This window comes from Vibrio sp. JC009 (assembly GCF_029016485.1).
Taxonomy (GTDB): Bacteria; Pseudomonadota; Gammaproteobacteria; order Enterobacterales; family Vibrionaceae; genus Vibrio.
This window is the reverse complement of record NZ_CP092106.1, coordinates 2,340,478-2,355,424: the sequence shown is the minus strand read 5'-3', so window position 1 is coordinate 2,355,424 and position 14,947 is coordinate 2,340,478. Positions and strand designations below refer to the sequence as shown.

General features: G+C 48.2%; 12 protein-coding genes. 11 read left to right on the top strand and 1 reads right to left on the bottom strand.

The window, feature by feature from the left end:
* Positions 1-6: 6 nt before the first annotated feature.
* Entirely contained in the window at positions 7-1,137 is a 1,131-nt protein-coding gene (gene flhB, locus L3Q72_RS10430; protein WP_275129884.1) for a flagellar biosynthesis protein FlhB, read from the top strand.
* On the opposite strand, the gene L3Q72_RS10425 is transcribed toward flhB, so the two are convergent.
* A complete protein-coding gene (locus L3Q72_RS10425) occupies positions 1,138-2,874 on the bottom strand; it encodes an ABC transporter substrate binding protein (protein WP_275129883.1) in 1,737 nt (578 codons plus the stop codon).
* A 289-nt stretch (positions 2,875-3,163) separates the two neighbouring features.
* Between L3Q72_RS10425 and flhA the strand changes: the two genes are divergently transcribed.
* From flhA to L3Q72_RS10375, 10 genes are all read left to right on the top strand, one after another.
* On the top strand, positions 3,164-5,260 hold the full coding sequence (gene flhA, locus L3Q72_RS10420; protein ID WP_275129882.1) for a flagellar biosynthesis protein FlhA: 2,097 nt from the start codon (positions 3,164-3,166) through the stop codon (positions 5,258-5,260).
* 70 nt (positions 5,261-5,330) lie between these two features.
* The gene (gene flhF, locus L3Q72_RS10415) at positions 5,331-6,839 is read left to right on the top strand and encodes a flagellar biosynthesis protein FlhF (protein ID WP_275129881.1); all 1,509 of its coding nucleotides are present in this window, start codon (positions 5,331-5,333) and stop codon (positions 6,837-6,839) included.
* A 15-nt stretch (positions 6,840-6,854) separates the two neighbouring features.
* Complete coding sequence (locus L3Q72_RS10410) at positions 6,855-7,742, top strand: MinD/ParA family protein (RefSeq protein WP_275129880.1); 888 nt, start codon at positions 6,855-6,857, stop codon at positions 7,740-7,742.
* A complete protein-coding gene (locus L3Q72_RS10405; protein WP_275129879.1) occupies positions 7,735-8,469 on the top strand; it encodes an RNA polymerase sigma factor FliA in 735 nt (244 codons plus the stop codon). The genes L3Q72_RS10410 and L3Q72_RS10405 overlap by 8 nt, the downstream gene beginning before the upstream one ends.
* Before the next feature lie 44 nt (positions 8,470-8,513).
* Positions 8,514-8,882: a chemotaxis response regulator CheY gene (cheY, locus tag L3Q72_RS10400; protein ID WP_232767174.1), complete on the top strand. Its 369-nt coding sequence runs from the start codon at positions 8,514-8,516 to the stop codon at positions 8,880-8,882.
* A gap of 44 nt (positions 8,883-8,926) precedes the next feature.
* Positions 8,927-9,646 carry a protein phosphatase CheZ gene (locus tag L3Q72_RS10395; protein ID WP_275129878.1) on the top strand — a complete coding sequence of 240 codons (720 nt, stop codon included), beginning with the start codon at positions 8,927-8,929 and terminating at the stop codon, positions 9,644-9,646.
* A 9-nt stretch (positions 9,647-9,655) separates the two neighbouring features.
* On the top strand, positions 9,656-11,926 hold the full coding sequence (locus L3Q72_RS10390; RefSeq protein WP_275129877.1) for a chemotaxis protein CheA: 2,271 nt from the start codon (positions 9,656-9,658) through the stop codon (positions 11,924-11,926).
* 15 nt (positions 11,927-11,941) lie between these two features.
* Positions 11,942-13,084 carry a chemotaxis response regulator protein-glutamate methylesterase gene (locus L3Q72_RS10385; protein WP_275129876.1) on the top strand — a complete coding sequence of 381 codons (1,143 nt, stop codon included), beginning with the start codon at positions 11,942-11,944 and terminating at the stop codon, positions 13,082-13,084.
* Positions 13,085-13,093: 9 nt separating this feature from the next.
* Positions 13,094-13,870: a ParA family protein gene (locus L3Q72_RS10380; RefSeq protein WP_275129875.1), complete on the top strand. Its 777-nt coding sequence runs from the start codon at positions 13,094-13,096 to the stop codon at positions 13,868-13,870.
* On the top strand, positions 13,863-14,942 hold the full coding sequence (locus L3Q72_RS10375) for a chemotaxis protein CheW (protein ID WP_275129874.1): 1,080 nt from the start codon (positions 13,863-13,865) through the stop codon (positions 14,940-14,942). Before L3Q72_RS10380 ends, L3Q72_RS10375 begins: the two co-directional genes overlap by 8 nt.
* The last annotated feature ends 5 nt before the right edge of the window (positions 14,943-14,947 follow it).

Sequence of the window (14,947 nt, the reverse complement as noted above, 5' to 3'; positions counted from 1 at the left end):
GGCTGAATGGCAGAATCAGACGGTCAGGAACGGACCGAAGACGCCACGCCCAGGCGGTTACAACAGGCGAGAGAAAAGGGGCAGGTAGCACGTTCAAAAGAGCTGGCTTCTGTTTCTGTGCTTGTTGTAGGGGCTCTGTCCCTGATGGCATTCGGTGAAACTCTGGCAAAAGGCCTGCTTACGGTTATGGGACGGTTTTTTACCCTTAGCCGCAGCGAGGTGTTTGATCCCGGAAAGCTGCTGGATATCGTATCCGGCGCGCTTGTGCATCTGATTATGCCTTTAGGCATGATTCTGATTACTCTCTTTGTCGCCGCCATAATCGGTGCCGCCGGTGTTGGCGGTATCAACTTCTCTGTTGAAGCGGCCATGCCAAAGCTTTCCAAGATGAACCCGATGAACGGTCTGAAGCGAATGGTCGGCATGCAAAGCTGGGTAGAGCTGATCAAATCGATTCTGAAAGTTGGTCTTGTGGCTGGAGTGGCATTCTTCCTGATTGACCGGGCCAAAGCCGATCTGTTTCAGCTTAGTATGGATGTGTTCCCGCAGAACATATTTCACGCCCTGGAAATCCTTTTAGACTTCATTCTTCTGATTAGCTGCTCCCTGCTGGTGGTCGTTGCCATTGATATCCCGTTCCAGATCTGGCAGCACGCTGAACAGCTGAAAATGACCAAGCAGGAAGTCAAAGACGAATATAAAGATACTGAAGGTAAGCCGGAGGTTAAGGGCCGGATCCGTATGTTGCAGCGGGAAGCCGCTCAGCGCCGTATGATGGCAGAAGTGCCGACGGCTGACGTGGTGGTCACCAACCCGGAACACTTCTCCGTTGCTCTGAGATACGATTCATCCATAGATAAAGCACCGATAGTGGTGGCAAAAGGCACCGACCATATGGCACTTAAAATCCGTGAAGTAGCCCGTGAGCACGATATCTATGTTATTCCGGCACCACCACTGGCGCGTGCGCTATACCACTCCACAGAGCTTGAGCAGCAAATTCCGGATGGTTTGTTTGTGGCTGTGGCTCAGGTTCTTGCTTATGTATTCCAGCTTAAGCAGTTCAGGAAGCGGGGCGGACAGAGGCCAGTTCTGGCGGAAGAGAATATGCCGATTCCACCGGATTTGCGCTATTAGTCAGCTTTCTAACAGATTAAATTGATTTCTGCCCTGATGTTTACTGGTATACAGCGCCTTATCTGCCAGTGCAATGATGTCTACCGGTTTTGTGTCTATGCCAGGTACTATGGCAGCGACACCAATGCTTATGGTTACCCGGTCGCTAATCTGAGAACTGTTATGCGGTATCGCTACCTCAAATATCTGCTTACAGATTTTGGCAGCAATCAGCCCGGCATCAGTGCTGTTTGTTGCCGGTAAGATAATGGCAAATTCCTCACCACCATAACGGGCAACGGTATCACTCGCGCGGGTACACTGTTTTTGCAGTAACCGGGCGACCTGCTTTATGCATTTATCACCGGCGATATGACCGTAGCTGTCATTGTAGTTCTTGAAATAATCAATATCGCACATCATCAGCGTCAGAGGCAGCTCACTTCTTTGATGATGCCGCAGATCTTTATCCAGCTGCGCATCAAAATAGCGGCGGTTGTAAAGATGGGTCAGACCGTCAGCGTCAGAAAGGCGTTGCAGTTTCAGGTTCGCCTCCCTTAACTTCTCAGTGCGCAGCTTTACCTCTTCTTCAAGGTGAATGGCATACTTCGCCTGAAGGCGGTTTTGCTTGCGGGTGTTACTGTACAGGATAATAAGTGCTGCGATAAACAGAAGAACAAAAACCTCCAGCAAAATGGTTTTGTTCCTTTCAAACCAGCTTGGAGGCTTGTTGAAAACGACACTTGCAGCAGGGAGCAACTCTTCATCCAGTTGGTGTTTGTCTACGTAGGTATAGTCAAACATAAACTGGGTAGGGCTTTCGTGTAATATTCCTATTCTATTAGGCTTTTCTCCCTTTAGTATCCTCAGAGCCATTTCGCCCACGGTCTTTCCCTGCAATACACCGGAGGTTATCTTGCCGCCAACTATGCCTTTGTTCAGGTAGAAATCCCAGGAGCCGTAAATAGGGGCGTGCGTATGGCGTGCCAGCATTTCTATCCCTTCTGTGTAAGAGATAAAGTTGTCGGCGCTGTCCCGGTTAAAGGTAAGAATATAGAGCAGCTCATCTTCGCGGAAACGTGCGGCAATATCAGGGATATCTGACAGTAAGAAGTCTCTTAAATAGTGAAAGGTAATATCCTGAAACTCACGTTCCACTTTTCTTAAATCATCACGGATCTGTTTGCCTGTGGGCGTCTGGTCAATAATAACGGTGATGTCGTCAGAGTCAGGATGCAGCTTGCGCATCAGAGCAATTGTGCCCCGGTGATCGGTTGTTTCTACCACACCGGCCACACTTTTAAGATTGGCTGTCAGCTCAGGCTTATAATTGTTCACCCCGGCAAATATAACCGGCGGATCTCCCTGAAAATGCACCTTCTTCTGGTTAAGCATATCAAGCGCATTATTGTCTACAGCAATGATAAGCTCATACTGTATATTATTGTTTTTTAAATTAATAAACTGCACTATCTGATTCAGATAATCCTGACCAGCATTTCTTTTACTATCCAGATACTCATAATAGACTTCGTATCTGGTCTGAAACGGGAAGAACACCTGCTGTATTCCCTGAGTGATATTATCTGTCCACTCAAGGCCCTGGTGGTAGGAGTGAAGAACAAGAATTTTTTTCTTTCTTTCGGCGTGTGCAGGCTGCAAGGCAGTGATTAACAATAGAATTGTTAATAAAAGGTACTTTGCAACAGAAGACATAACATCTGTTTTATGCTGATAGAAATGCTCTTGTTTCTGCATAGTCTGCCGCCTCCTTTAGAGATCTAAGCATACTAGATACCGTATTGACCAGATAAATAACAACATATTTTAACGTTATTTTAACTGGCGCCGGATTTGAAGGCCTGAGCGTAACCTTATGTGTAGTGTGCTATCTTTGACCTAGATACCCATTTTCACATGGAGCTTGCAAAATCCAGTCAGTTTTTTGACTGAATTTGATGGACTGGAACTTGCATAATCACTTGAATGTGCACATATATAAATCTAACCTACTGATTGGATTGAGATAATAAAGTTCAGCTGAAATATGAAATTGCCAATACCGTTCTCAGACAGAATGCCTAACATCCCTACCAAAGCCTTACCGGCTATTGGTGCTCCGGTTATTGTCTTAGCGACACTGGGGATGATCGTACTGCCTATCCCGGCATTCCTGCTCGACCTCTTCTTCACCTTTAATATTGCTCTGGCAATGGTCGTGCTTCTGGTTACCGTGTATACGCGAAAACCGCTGGACTTTGCTGCTTTTCCGACCGTACTTCTGGTTGCAACTCTACTCAGGCTGGCTCTTAACGTTGCCTCAACCCGGGTGGTTCTGCTGTATGGTCATGAGGGCGGAAACGCGGCCGGTAACGTGATTGAAGCCTTTGGTAGCGTGGTTATCGGTGGTAACTATGCTGTCGGTCTGGTTGTATTCTTAATCCTGATGATCATCAACTTTATGGTGGTAACCAAGGGTGCAGGCCGTATTTCCGAAGTAAGTGCCCGCTTTACTCTTGATGCTTTGCCGGGTAAGCAGATGGCGATTGATGCCGACCTTAACGCCGGGCTTATCGATCAGGAGCAGGCCAGAACCCGTCGTTCTGAAGTGACCAAGGAAGCGGACTTCTACGGTTCCATGGACGGTGCGTCAAAATTTGTAAAAGGGGATGCCATTGCCGGTATCCTTATTCTGTTTATCAACATCATTGGTGGTTTAAGTGTGGGTATGGCTCAGTTTGGACTGGGCTTTCAGGAAGCGATTCAGATCTATACCCTGCTGACCATTGGTGATGGCCTGGTTGCCCAGATCCCATCGCTCTTGCTCTCCATTTCAGCAGCGATCATGGTAACGCGTCAAAATACCGAAGAAGATATGGGACAGCAGATGGTGTTCCAGATGTTCGACAACCCTAAAGCGCTTACGATTACCGCCGGTATTCTGGGTGTGATGGGTGTAGTCCCCGGTATGCCGCATTTTGCATTTCTTCTGCTGGCAGCAATAGCCGGTGGTGCTGCTTACCTGATTCACAAAAAGCAGAAAACAGAGGCGGAGAAACCTAAGACTGCGGAAGTGGATAAGGATGCAGAAGCACCAACTCAGAAAGAGCTGTCTTGGGATGATGTTCAACCTGTTGATATTATTGGCCTGGAAGTGGGTTACCGCCTGATCCCTATGGTGGACAGAGAGCAGGGCGGAGAACTGCTTGACCGGGTTAAGGGCGTTCGTAAAAAGCTATCTCAGGACTTTGGTTTCCTTGTTCCTGCGGTTCATATCCGTGACAACCTTGAACTTACACCGAACAGCTACCGTATCACCCTGATGGGGGTTGCAGTGGGTGAAGCTGAAATCCGTCCGGATCAGGAGTTGGCAATTAACCCTGGTCAGGTATACGGAATGGTTGAAGGTGAACCAACCGTCGACCCTGCATTCGGCCTGGAAGCGGTATGGATCAGAGAAGAGCACAGAGAGCACGCACAGGCTCTGGGTTACACTGTGGTGGATTCAGCAACGGTACTGGCGACGCATCTTAGCCAGCTTCTGACGAACAACGCCTCACAGCTTATCGGCCATGAAGAGGTTCAGAACCTGCTTGAAATGCTTGGTCGTTCGGCGCCTAAACTGGTTGAAGGCTTTGTTCCTGAGCAGCTTAGCCTTGGCGTAGTGGTTAAGGTGCTGCAGAACCTGCTTAATGAAGCGATTCCTATCCGGGATATCAGAACTATCGTCCAGACGCTTTCTGAATACTCCAGTAAGAGTCAAGAACCTGACATACTCACAGCGGCGGTTCGTATATCACTGAAACGACTAATTGTTCAGGAAATCAATGGTATAGAGCCAGAGCTTCCTGTCATCACCCTTATCCCTGAGCTGGAACAAATATTGCATCAAACCATGCAGGCAGCGGGTGGTGAGTCGACAGGAATCGAACCTGGTCTGGCAGAAAGACTACAGTCTTCGCTAAGTCAGGCGACTCAGGAGCAGGAACTGAAAGGTGAGCCGGCAGTACTTCTCACATCTGGCGTGTTAAGAACAACTTTAGCTAAGTTTGTTAAGAACACGATTCCGAACCTCAGAGTTCTCTCCTATCAGGAAATACCGGACGAGAAACAGATTAGAATTGTTCAGGCCGTAGGCAACTAAGAGTGATGCCATAACAAGCCTGAATAGATAACCAACCAGCTGGGTTATTTATAATGAATGGGCCATTATCTTGAAAATAAAAAGATTTTTTGCAAAGGACATGAGAACTGCACTGCTTCAGGTTAAAGAAGAACTTGGAGCAGATGCCGTTATTATGTCCAACAAAAAAGTGACAGGTGGCGTAGAAATTGTCGCAGCAGTGGACGGAGATGCAGCTCCGGCACCAGCACCTTCCCCGCGAGCTCAGTCCCGCTACTCCAATGAGTTTGCTCAGTCTCAGGTAAACAGTCGCATCGCAAGTCAGGAAAGAGAACTGAAAGACGACAGAGTCAGCCTGCAGGGCTCTGGCAATGCCAGCGGTTCTATGACCAAGCGGTTTGCCAATATGCTAAAGCAGTACAGTCAGGAAGAGCCGGAGTCCAGAAGTGACACCGAAGCAGACTCGCTGGCTTCTCTGCTGAAACGTCAGGCGGATGCGAGAGAAAACCCAAGAGCGGGTGGCTCTGCAAACGGCGGTGGCCTCTCTACAACCCTTGCTGAACATTCTGGCCTGGCGAGATTGATCGCGGAAGACAGAAGCGCACCAAGGCCGACGCCTAAACTGGACCCAACCCGCTATGACAGAAAGCGTGCAGACACAATGGCTGATACCGACTCCACTCAGGAGCTGGAGTCAATGCGCGAAGAGATGATGTCCATCCGCAGGTTGCTGGAACATCAGGTATCTGGCCTGATGTGGCAGGAGGTGGAGAGAAGAGAGCCTCTGCGTGCAATGTTGATCAAGCGTCTTGAAAGAATGGGGCTTTCTCAGGAACTGGCTGATCAGCTGGCCTGCTACATTCCGGAAGACACAAAACCGGCCCAGGCGTGGAAAGCGCTGCTTGGTCTTATCTCAGATCAGATCACTGTCACAAAAAAAGATATTCTGAAAAAAGGCGGTATTGTCGCCCTGCTTGGCCCGACAGGGGTTGGAAAGACGACCACAATCGCCAAGCTGGCAGCAAGGGCTGCTATGGAATATGGCGCGGACAATGTGGCTCTGGTCACTACCGATACCTTCCGGATCGGCGCACACGAACAGCTGGCTATTTATGGCCGGATTATGGGCTGTCCGGTAAGAGTTGCTAAAGATTCCGGGGAGTTAGCCGAAGTAATATATCAATTAAGAAACCGCCGCCTGGTTCTGGTTGACACGGCAGGTATGGGACAGAGAGATGTAAGGCTGTCTGAACAGTTAGATACGCTAATGCAGGATAGCGGAGAAGCCATCAGCAGTTATCTGGTGCTCCCGGCAACGGCACAGCGTAAAGTTCTTCAGGAAACCATAGATCATTTTAAACGTATTCCTCTTTCCGGATGCATTCTGACTAAAATTGATGAATCCCTGAGTCTGGGTGAATTTATCAGTGTGGCGATACAGAATGCACTTCCGGTGGCGTACATTGCCAATGGTCAGCGGGTACCTGAAGATATTGTTATTGCTCAACCTAAGTATATGGTCGCGAAAGCTAACGAACTTTTAGAAAAGTCGACAGAGAACGAGCCCCATTACTGGAATAGTGAAGCTGAAAGGTTCTAGGTGGTGGATGATTTTATGACGAATAATATGATACATGATCAAGCAAGTGGCCTACGCCGCTTAACACAGCCTACACTTACTAAGGTTATCTCTGTTACCGGTGGTAAAGGGGGAGTGGGTAAAACCAACGTCACCCTTAGTCTGGCCATTTCCATGGCCCGGCAGGGTAAGAAGGTAATGGTTCTGGATGCTGACCTTGGCCTTGCAAATGTCGACGTTATGCTGGGGATTCGTCCGAAGCGTAACCTGGGGCATGTTTTAGCAGGTGAGTGTGAACTGAAAGACGCCATTGTTGAAGGCCCGCATGGTATAAAAATTATCCCGGCAACTTCCGGTACACAAAGTATGACCGAACTGTCGCATGCTCAGCATGCAGGGCTGATTCGTGCATTTGGGTCACTGGAAGAAGAGATAGACGTACTGCTGATTGATACGGCAGCTGGTATCTCTGACATGGTGGTGAGCTTCTCACGAGCTGCTCAGGATGTACTGGTGGTTGTCTGTGATGAGCCGACGTCAATTACCGATGCCTACGCTCTGATTAAGCTTTTAAGTAAAGAACATCAGGTCCAGAGGTTTAAAATTGTTGCTAATATGGTCAGAAGCTACCGCGAAGGCAGAGAATTATTTGCAAAGTTGACCTTGGTCACAGAGCGCTTCTTGAATGTCAGCCTTGAGCTTGTAGCATGTATACCATTAGACGATAAAGTTCGTCAGGCAGTGAAGAAACAGAAAATTGTGGTTGATGCTTTTCCCCGGTCTCCGGCAGCTCTTGCATTGAGCTCTTTGGCAAATAAAGCATTAACTTGGCCAATTCCTAAAACTCCTAGTGGTCATCTGGAGTTTTTTGTGGAAAGATTACTAGCAAGAAAAGAACCAATAGGAGAGCCTTTTGGTGAATAAGGCGCTGACTTATGACCACAGAGCGAATGTTACTAACCAGAAATCCTTTTTAGAGCAGCACACGGATCTGGTTAAAAGAATCGCACATCATCTCTTGGGGCGTTTGCCTCCGAGTGTGCTTGTGGAAGACTTAATTCAGGCGGGAATGATTGGCCTGATTGAAGCGCAGCAAAATTACGACGGTACGAAAGGTGCCAGCTTTGAGACCTACGCGGGGATCCGGATTCGCGGAGCGATGCTTGATGAAGTTCGCAAAGGAGACTGGGTTCCAAGGTCGGTTCATAAGAATAACCGCACAATTAGTCAGGCAATTAATGAATTAGAAGCTACTCTGAAAAGAGATCCTACGGATGCAGAAGTGGCCAAACACCTCAATTTGACGATTGAACAGTATCATACTGCACTGTCTGACATAAATTGTTCACGATTGGTCGGTATAGAAGACCTCGGAGTTTCTGAGGATGTTATCACTAACGAAGACGATTTAGATGAAAATACGCCTTTCCAGGGTGTAGCAGATGAAAATTTTCGTCAGGCTTTAGTCGATTCGATCAAAAGTCTTCCTGAAAGAGAAGCATTAGTTCTTTCACTGTATTATGATGAAGAGCTAAATTTAAAAGAAATAGGTGAAGTGTTGGGAGTGAGCGAATCTCGTGTCAGTCAGATACTTAGCCAGTCTATGCAGCGACTACGTACTAAACTTAGTGCGTGGACACAACTCGATTAATAACACTGACTTGAACCTCAGTGGAGGCAATTTTGAATAAAAATATGAAGATCCTCATTGTGGATGATTTCTCAACAATGCGCAGAATTGTGAAAAACTTACTACGTGACCTGGGTTTTAACAATACTCAGGAGGCGGATGATGGTTTAACCGCTCTGCCAATGCTGAAGAAGGGTGAGTTCGACTTTGTAGTGACGGATTGGAACATGCCAGGCATGCAGGGTATCGATCTGCTGAAGAACATTCGCGCAGATGAAGAGCTAAAACATCTGCCGGTGCTAATGATCACTGCGGAAGCTAAGCGTGAGCAGATCATTGAAGCAGCGCAGGCTGGTGTTAACGGTTATATCGTTAAACCTTTTACTGCTGCAACGCTGAAAGAGAAGCTTGATAAGATCTTTGAACGTTTATAAGCAAAACACACAAAGATTATTACGCGTAATAAGGGCTTATTCAGATGATTTCATTAGAGCAAGCAAAGCAATTGGTTGAACTGCTGGAAAATAATCAGCAGGAAGAAGCTGATCGCATGATCGTTACCTTATATCAAACATCAAATAACCCGATGTTGAAAGAGGTGGGCGCGCTTACTCGTGATCTGCACAACTCACTTGCTGAGTTTAAGTTTGACCCGCGGATGAACGAGATCGCCACAGAAGAAATTCCCGATGCGAGAGATCGTCTTGAATATGTGATAGCAAAGACAGAGCAGGCAGCAAACAAAACAATGGATGCTGTTGAGTCTTCGCTTCCGATCGCCGATCAGTTGCATGAGAGCCTCTTACAGGTAAGACCTACCTGGAACCAGTTAATGTCCGGAAAAATTGAGCTGTCAGAGTTTAAAGCGCTTTGTCACAAAATTGATGGATTATTAGCTCAGGTAGAGGGCGATAGCACAGAGTTACGCAGTCAGCTCACCGAGATCCTGATGGCGCAAGATTTTCAGGACCTGACCGGGCAGATTATTACTAAAGTCATCACACTTGTTCATGAAGTGGAAGATCGACTTGTCGAGATTTTGACAACCTTCGGTGTCGAACAAACAGATATAAATGCCGAAGATGAGAAGAAACCATCGAGCGAGCCGGAAGGGCCAATTCTTAATCCTCACGAAAGAGAGGATGCAGTGGCTTCCCAGGATGATGTCGATGATTTGTTGTCTAGCCTTGGATTCTAGAGGTAATTTATGAGCTATGAATTAGACGAGGATATTCTTCAGGATTTTTTGGTTGAAGCCGGTGAAATACTTGAGCTTCTGTCAGAGCAGCTTATTGAGCTGGAAAATAATCCTGAAGATACCGATCTGTTAAATGCAATTTTTCGCGGTTTCCATACTGTAAAGGGTGGGGCCGGTTTCCTTTCTTTAACAGAATTGGTTGATGCCTGTCACGGTGCTGAAAACGTATTCGACATTCTTCGTAACGGTCAGCGTACTGTTACGGCTGAACTCATGGATACTATTTTACAGGCACTTGATGCTGTTAACGTGATGTTTGCAGCGGTACAAGAGCGTGCGCCTTTGATTCCTGCTGATCAGGCATTGCTGGACGAGCTGCATCGTCTGAGCAGACCAGAAAGCGAGGATGAGAAGCAGGCAGCTCCTGTTGCTGAAGTGGCAGAAGAACCAGCTCCGGCTCCAGAGCCAGAACCGGTTGTAGAAGCTGCGCCAACTGCCTCAAGTGGTTCTATCCAGGCTAATTCAATAGACGATATTACTCAGGACGAGTTTGAAAAACTGCTGGACGAGCTGCATGGTAAAGGCGCAGCTCCGGGCGCAGCTCCGGGCGCAAGTCAGGCGGCTGCACCAGTTGCATCTGCGCCTGCTGAAGCAAAACCCGCTCCGGCACCTGCCGCAGATAGCGGTGACATTACCGACGATGAATTCGAAAAACTGCTGGATGAACTGCACGGTAAAGGCGGGGCTCCTGGTCAGGCTGGCACTGAAGCTCCTGCTGCAGCGGTAACTCCTGCGAAGAAAGCACCTGCGGGCGCTGCATCAGGCGATGAAGACCTGATGACAGACGATGAATTTGAAAAACTGCTGGATCAGCTTCACGGTGTAGGTAAAGGGCCTTCTATTGAAGAGCTTGAAGCGGCGACAAAACCTGCTGTTTCTAATGCACAACCTGCCGCACCGAAGAAAGAAGAACCAAAACCTGCTCCGGCAGCGCCTAAAGCTGCGGCTCCTAAGCCTGCGGCAAAAGCGCAGCCTAAGCAAGATGCGCCGGCACCTGCCGCAGCGCCAAAACAGCAGCAAGCCTCTGCTCCTAAGCCTCAGGCTGAAGCAACGGTTCGTGTGGATACCTCAACACTTGATACCATTATGAACATGGTGGGTGAACTGGTTCTGGTCCGTAACAGACTGGTCAGCCTTGGCCTTAACCGTAACGACGAAGAGATGTCCAAAGCGGTTGCGAACCTGGATATTGTTACCGCCGACCTTCAGGGCGCGGTAATGAAAACCCGGATGCAGCCAATCAAGAAAGTATTTGGCCGTTTCCCACGCGTGGTTCGTGACCTTGCAAGAAGCCTTAAGAAAGATATCGTGCTTGAGATGCGCGGTGAAGAGACCGACCTGGATAAAAACCTGGTTGAAGCTCTGGCCGATCCACTGATTCACCTGGTGCGTAACTCTGTAGACCACGGTATTGAAATGCCGGAAGACAGGGTAGCAGCAGGTAAGGCTCGTACCGGTAAAGTGATTCTTTCTGCGTCGCAGGAAGGTGACCATATTGAACTGGCTATCGTTGATGACGGTGGCGGTATGGACCCGGATAAACTGCGTGGCATTGCTGTTAAGCGCGGGCTGATGGATACAGAAGCCGCATCAAGACTAACGGACAAAGAGTGTTTCAACCTTATCTTTGCTCCTGGCTTCTCAAGTAAAGAGCAGATCACCGATGTATCAGGCCGTGGTGTTGGTATGGATGTGGTTAAGACCGCCATCAATACGCTAAATGGTTCTGTGGATGTTGATTCTCAGATGGGCAAAGGTACAAAGATCACCATCAAGGTACCTCTGACTCTGGCTATCCTGCCAACACTGATGGTTGGCGTTTGTGAGCAGCCATTTGCTCTGCCACTGGCAAGCGTAAACGAAATATTTAATCTGGACCTGACAAAGACCAACGTTGTCGATGGTCAGCTGACAATCATTGTCCGCGAGAAGTCTATTCCTCTGTTCTATCTGCAGAACTGGCTTGTACCTAAAGCGGGTATGGTTGACCAGCGTAAAGGTCACGGCCATGTGGTTATCGTGCAGATCGGAAGCCAGCGGGTCGGCTTTGTTGTTGATACTCTTATCGGTCAGGAAGAAGTAGTAATCAAACCTCTGGATGAGTTACTGCAGGGTACGCCAGGTATGGCAGGTGCGACTATCACCAGTGACGGTCATATTGCACTGATTCTGGATGTGCCAAATCTATTAAAAGAATACGCTACACGCTCACGTATGTAGCAAAAGAAGGGAAATATGGCAGTAAGAGTACTGGTTGTTGATGATTCGAGTTTTTTCCGACGCAGGGTTAGCGAAATAATCAATGGTGATGCTCGTCTTGAAGTTATCGATGTTGCAACCAATGGTAAAGAAGCAATTCAAAAGGTCACAGAGTTAAAACCTGACGTGATCACTATGGATATCGAGATGCCGGTTATGGACGGTATCACGGCGGTACGTGAAATAATGAAGGTACAGCCGACGCCAATTTTGATGTTTTCTTCACTGACTCACGATGGTGCTCGCGCAACACTGGACGCTCTTGATGCCGGAGCCCTGGACTTCTTGCCTAAGAAGTTCGAAGACATTGCAAGAAACCGTGATGAAGCCACTCAGCTACTTCAGCAGAGAGTGGCTGAAATTGCCCGTAAAAGAGCCTTTATGAGAAGGCGTGTTGCCACGCCTTCAGCCTCACCAGTCAGAACTGCAACAGCTTCAAAGAGCACAACGCAACTGCGTCGCACTCCTGTCGGGACATCTTCAGCTTCGGCGCGTAGTGAGTCTGCGCAAACGCCGCCTGCAAGATTTCGGGCAACGGGTAAAAAGTATCAGTTAACCGCTATCGGTACCTCAACGGGTGGCCCGGTGGCACTGCAAAAAATATTGACCAAACTACCGTCAAATTATCCGCACCCTATCGTTTTGGTTCAGCATATGCCGGCGACCTTTACTGCTGCATTTGCCAGCCGTCTGAATTCCTTGTGTAAAATTCAGGTAAAAGAAGCTGAAGATGGTGATGCGCTGCGCCCTGGTGTTGCTTATCTTGCACCCGGCGGCATGCAGATGATGATCGAAGGGCGTCCTGGCAGTGCCCGTCTTAAGGTTTTGGATGGTGGTGAGCGAATGAATTACAAGCCATGTGTTGATGTGACCTTTGGATCAGCTGCAAAAATTTATGGTGATAAAGTACTTTCCATGATTTTGACCGGTATGGGAGCTGACGGGCGTGAAGGTGCCAGAATGCTTAAGTCTGCCGGTTCAACTATCTGGGCTCAGGATGAAGAGAGCTGTGTGGTTTATGGTATGCCACAGGCAGTAGCGAAGGCGGGGATTTCATCGGAAGACCTTCCTCTGGAACGTATTTCTGAGCGCATGCTCGTAGAAATTGGCTTGGCGTAGGAGTCCTTAATGATTGTCTGGAGCGTTGCAAACCAGAAAGGTGGCGTAGGAAAAACGACTTCAACCGTTACCCTTGCCGGATTGTTGAGCAAAAAAGGCAACAGAGTACTGCTGGTTGATACCGACCCTCACGCGTCACTCACCACTTATCTGGGATTTGATTCTGATGCTCTGGCGAACAGTTTATTTGACCTTTTCCAACTGCCGGAGCTGAGTAAAGAGCGTGTTTCACCGCTTATCCTGAAAACAGAGATCGAGAATATCGACCTGATCCCTGCGCATATGTCGCTGGCCACTCTTGACCGGGTTATGGGGAACAGAAGTGGTATGGGCCTCATTCTTAAGAAGGCGCTACTTGCGCTTCAGGCAGATTATGACTATGTGTTAATAGATTGTCCGCCGATTCTTGGTGTGATGATGGTGAATGCACTGGCGGCGAGTGATCGCATACTTATTCCGGTTCAGACAGAGTTTCTGGCGATGAAAGGGCTTGAGCGCATGGTACGCACACTGGCTATCATGCAGAAATCACGAAACCGTGAGTTTAAGACCACGATAGTGCCGACTATGTACGATAAGCGTACCAAGGCATCGCTGCAGACATTAACGCAGCTAAAGCGGGATTACCCTGATGAGGTGTGGGCATCGGCCATACCAATCGATACTAAATTCCGCGATGCGAGTCTTAAGCATTTGCCTGCTTCTCATTTTGCTGAAGGCAGCAGAGGTGTTTTTGCTTACAAGCAATTACTAATTTATCTTGAGAGGCTGGCTGTAAATGGATAAAAAAGATCACGTTTTGTCCGGCGAAGAGGCACTGGATGAGTACTTCACAGCCCTGTTGGATGAAGAACTGCTGGAAGAAGAGTTACTGGATGCTGCGTTTGCAGCAAAATCAGAGCCGGAAGTGACTCCGCAGCCTGAACCAGTAGTTGTTTCTGAGTCGGATGTGGTAGTCCCCAATGGTTCTGACCTGGTTGCGGAAAAAGTAGCGAGTGAGGTGGTTTCAGCCCCGACGCTTGAACCTAAACCAGAAGCTAAGGCCAAACCGGATTATCACTCTCACTATACCGAGCTTGAATACAACGAATTTGAAGCGCCTGAATTTGAAGCGCCGGCACTGGAAGATGTTCAGAAGCTGCTCGATAAACTGGAATCTCTGGACCACGCAGCTGAACCTGAGATTGTCACAATCATCGAGCAAAATACGCAGGAGCTGCTAAAAAGCGAGCCTGCCGTTGAAGAGATTCAGGAATGGGACATAGCTGAAACCCAGCAGGTTGAGATAGCTGAGCCCGTAGTGGCTGATGTTCAGGAAACGGATGTTGATCTTGAGGTCGAAGCCGAAGCCGAGCTGGAAACCCAAACCGGTGGCTTTGACACTGAAGACTGGACCTCCAGAGAGCGCAGTGAAGATTTTCAGGTTCTGTATTTTGATGTTAACGGCGTGACCTTTGCAGTTCCTCTTGATGAGCTGGGCGGTATTCACCGCAAAGGGGATATGAGCCACCTTATCGGCAGACCTGACTGGTATCTCGGACTGCAGACCAGCAAAGAAGATCAGTTCGATGTTGTTGATACAGCGAAATGGGTAATGGCTGACCGTCTGAGAGATGACAGCTATAAGGATGCCTATCAGTATGTTGTGATGCTGGGCCGCAGTGCCTGGGGACTGGCAAGTACAGAGCTGAAGGGAACCGAAATTCTGAATTCAGAAAAAGTCCGGTGGCGTGAAAAAGCGGCGAAACGTCCGTGGCTTGCCGGAATGGTAAAAGAAAAAATGTGTGCCTTAATTCATGTTGAGGCACTGATTAACATGTTAGATGCTGGCCTGGATGTAAAATCCCTGGATAGTTGATAAGT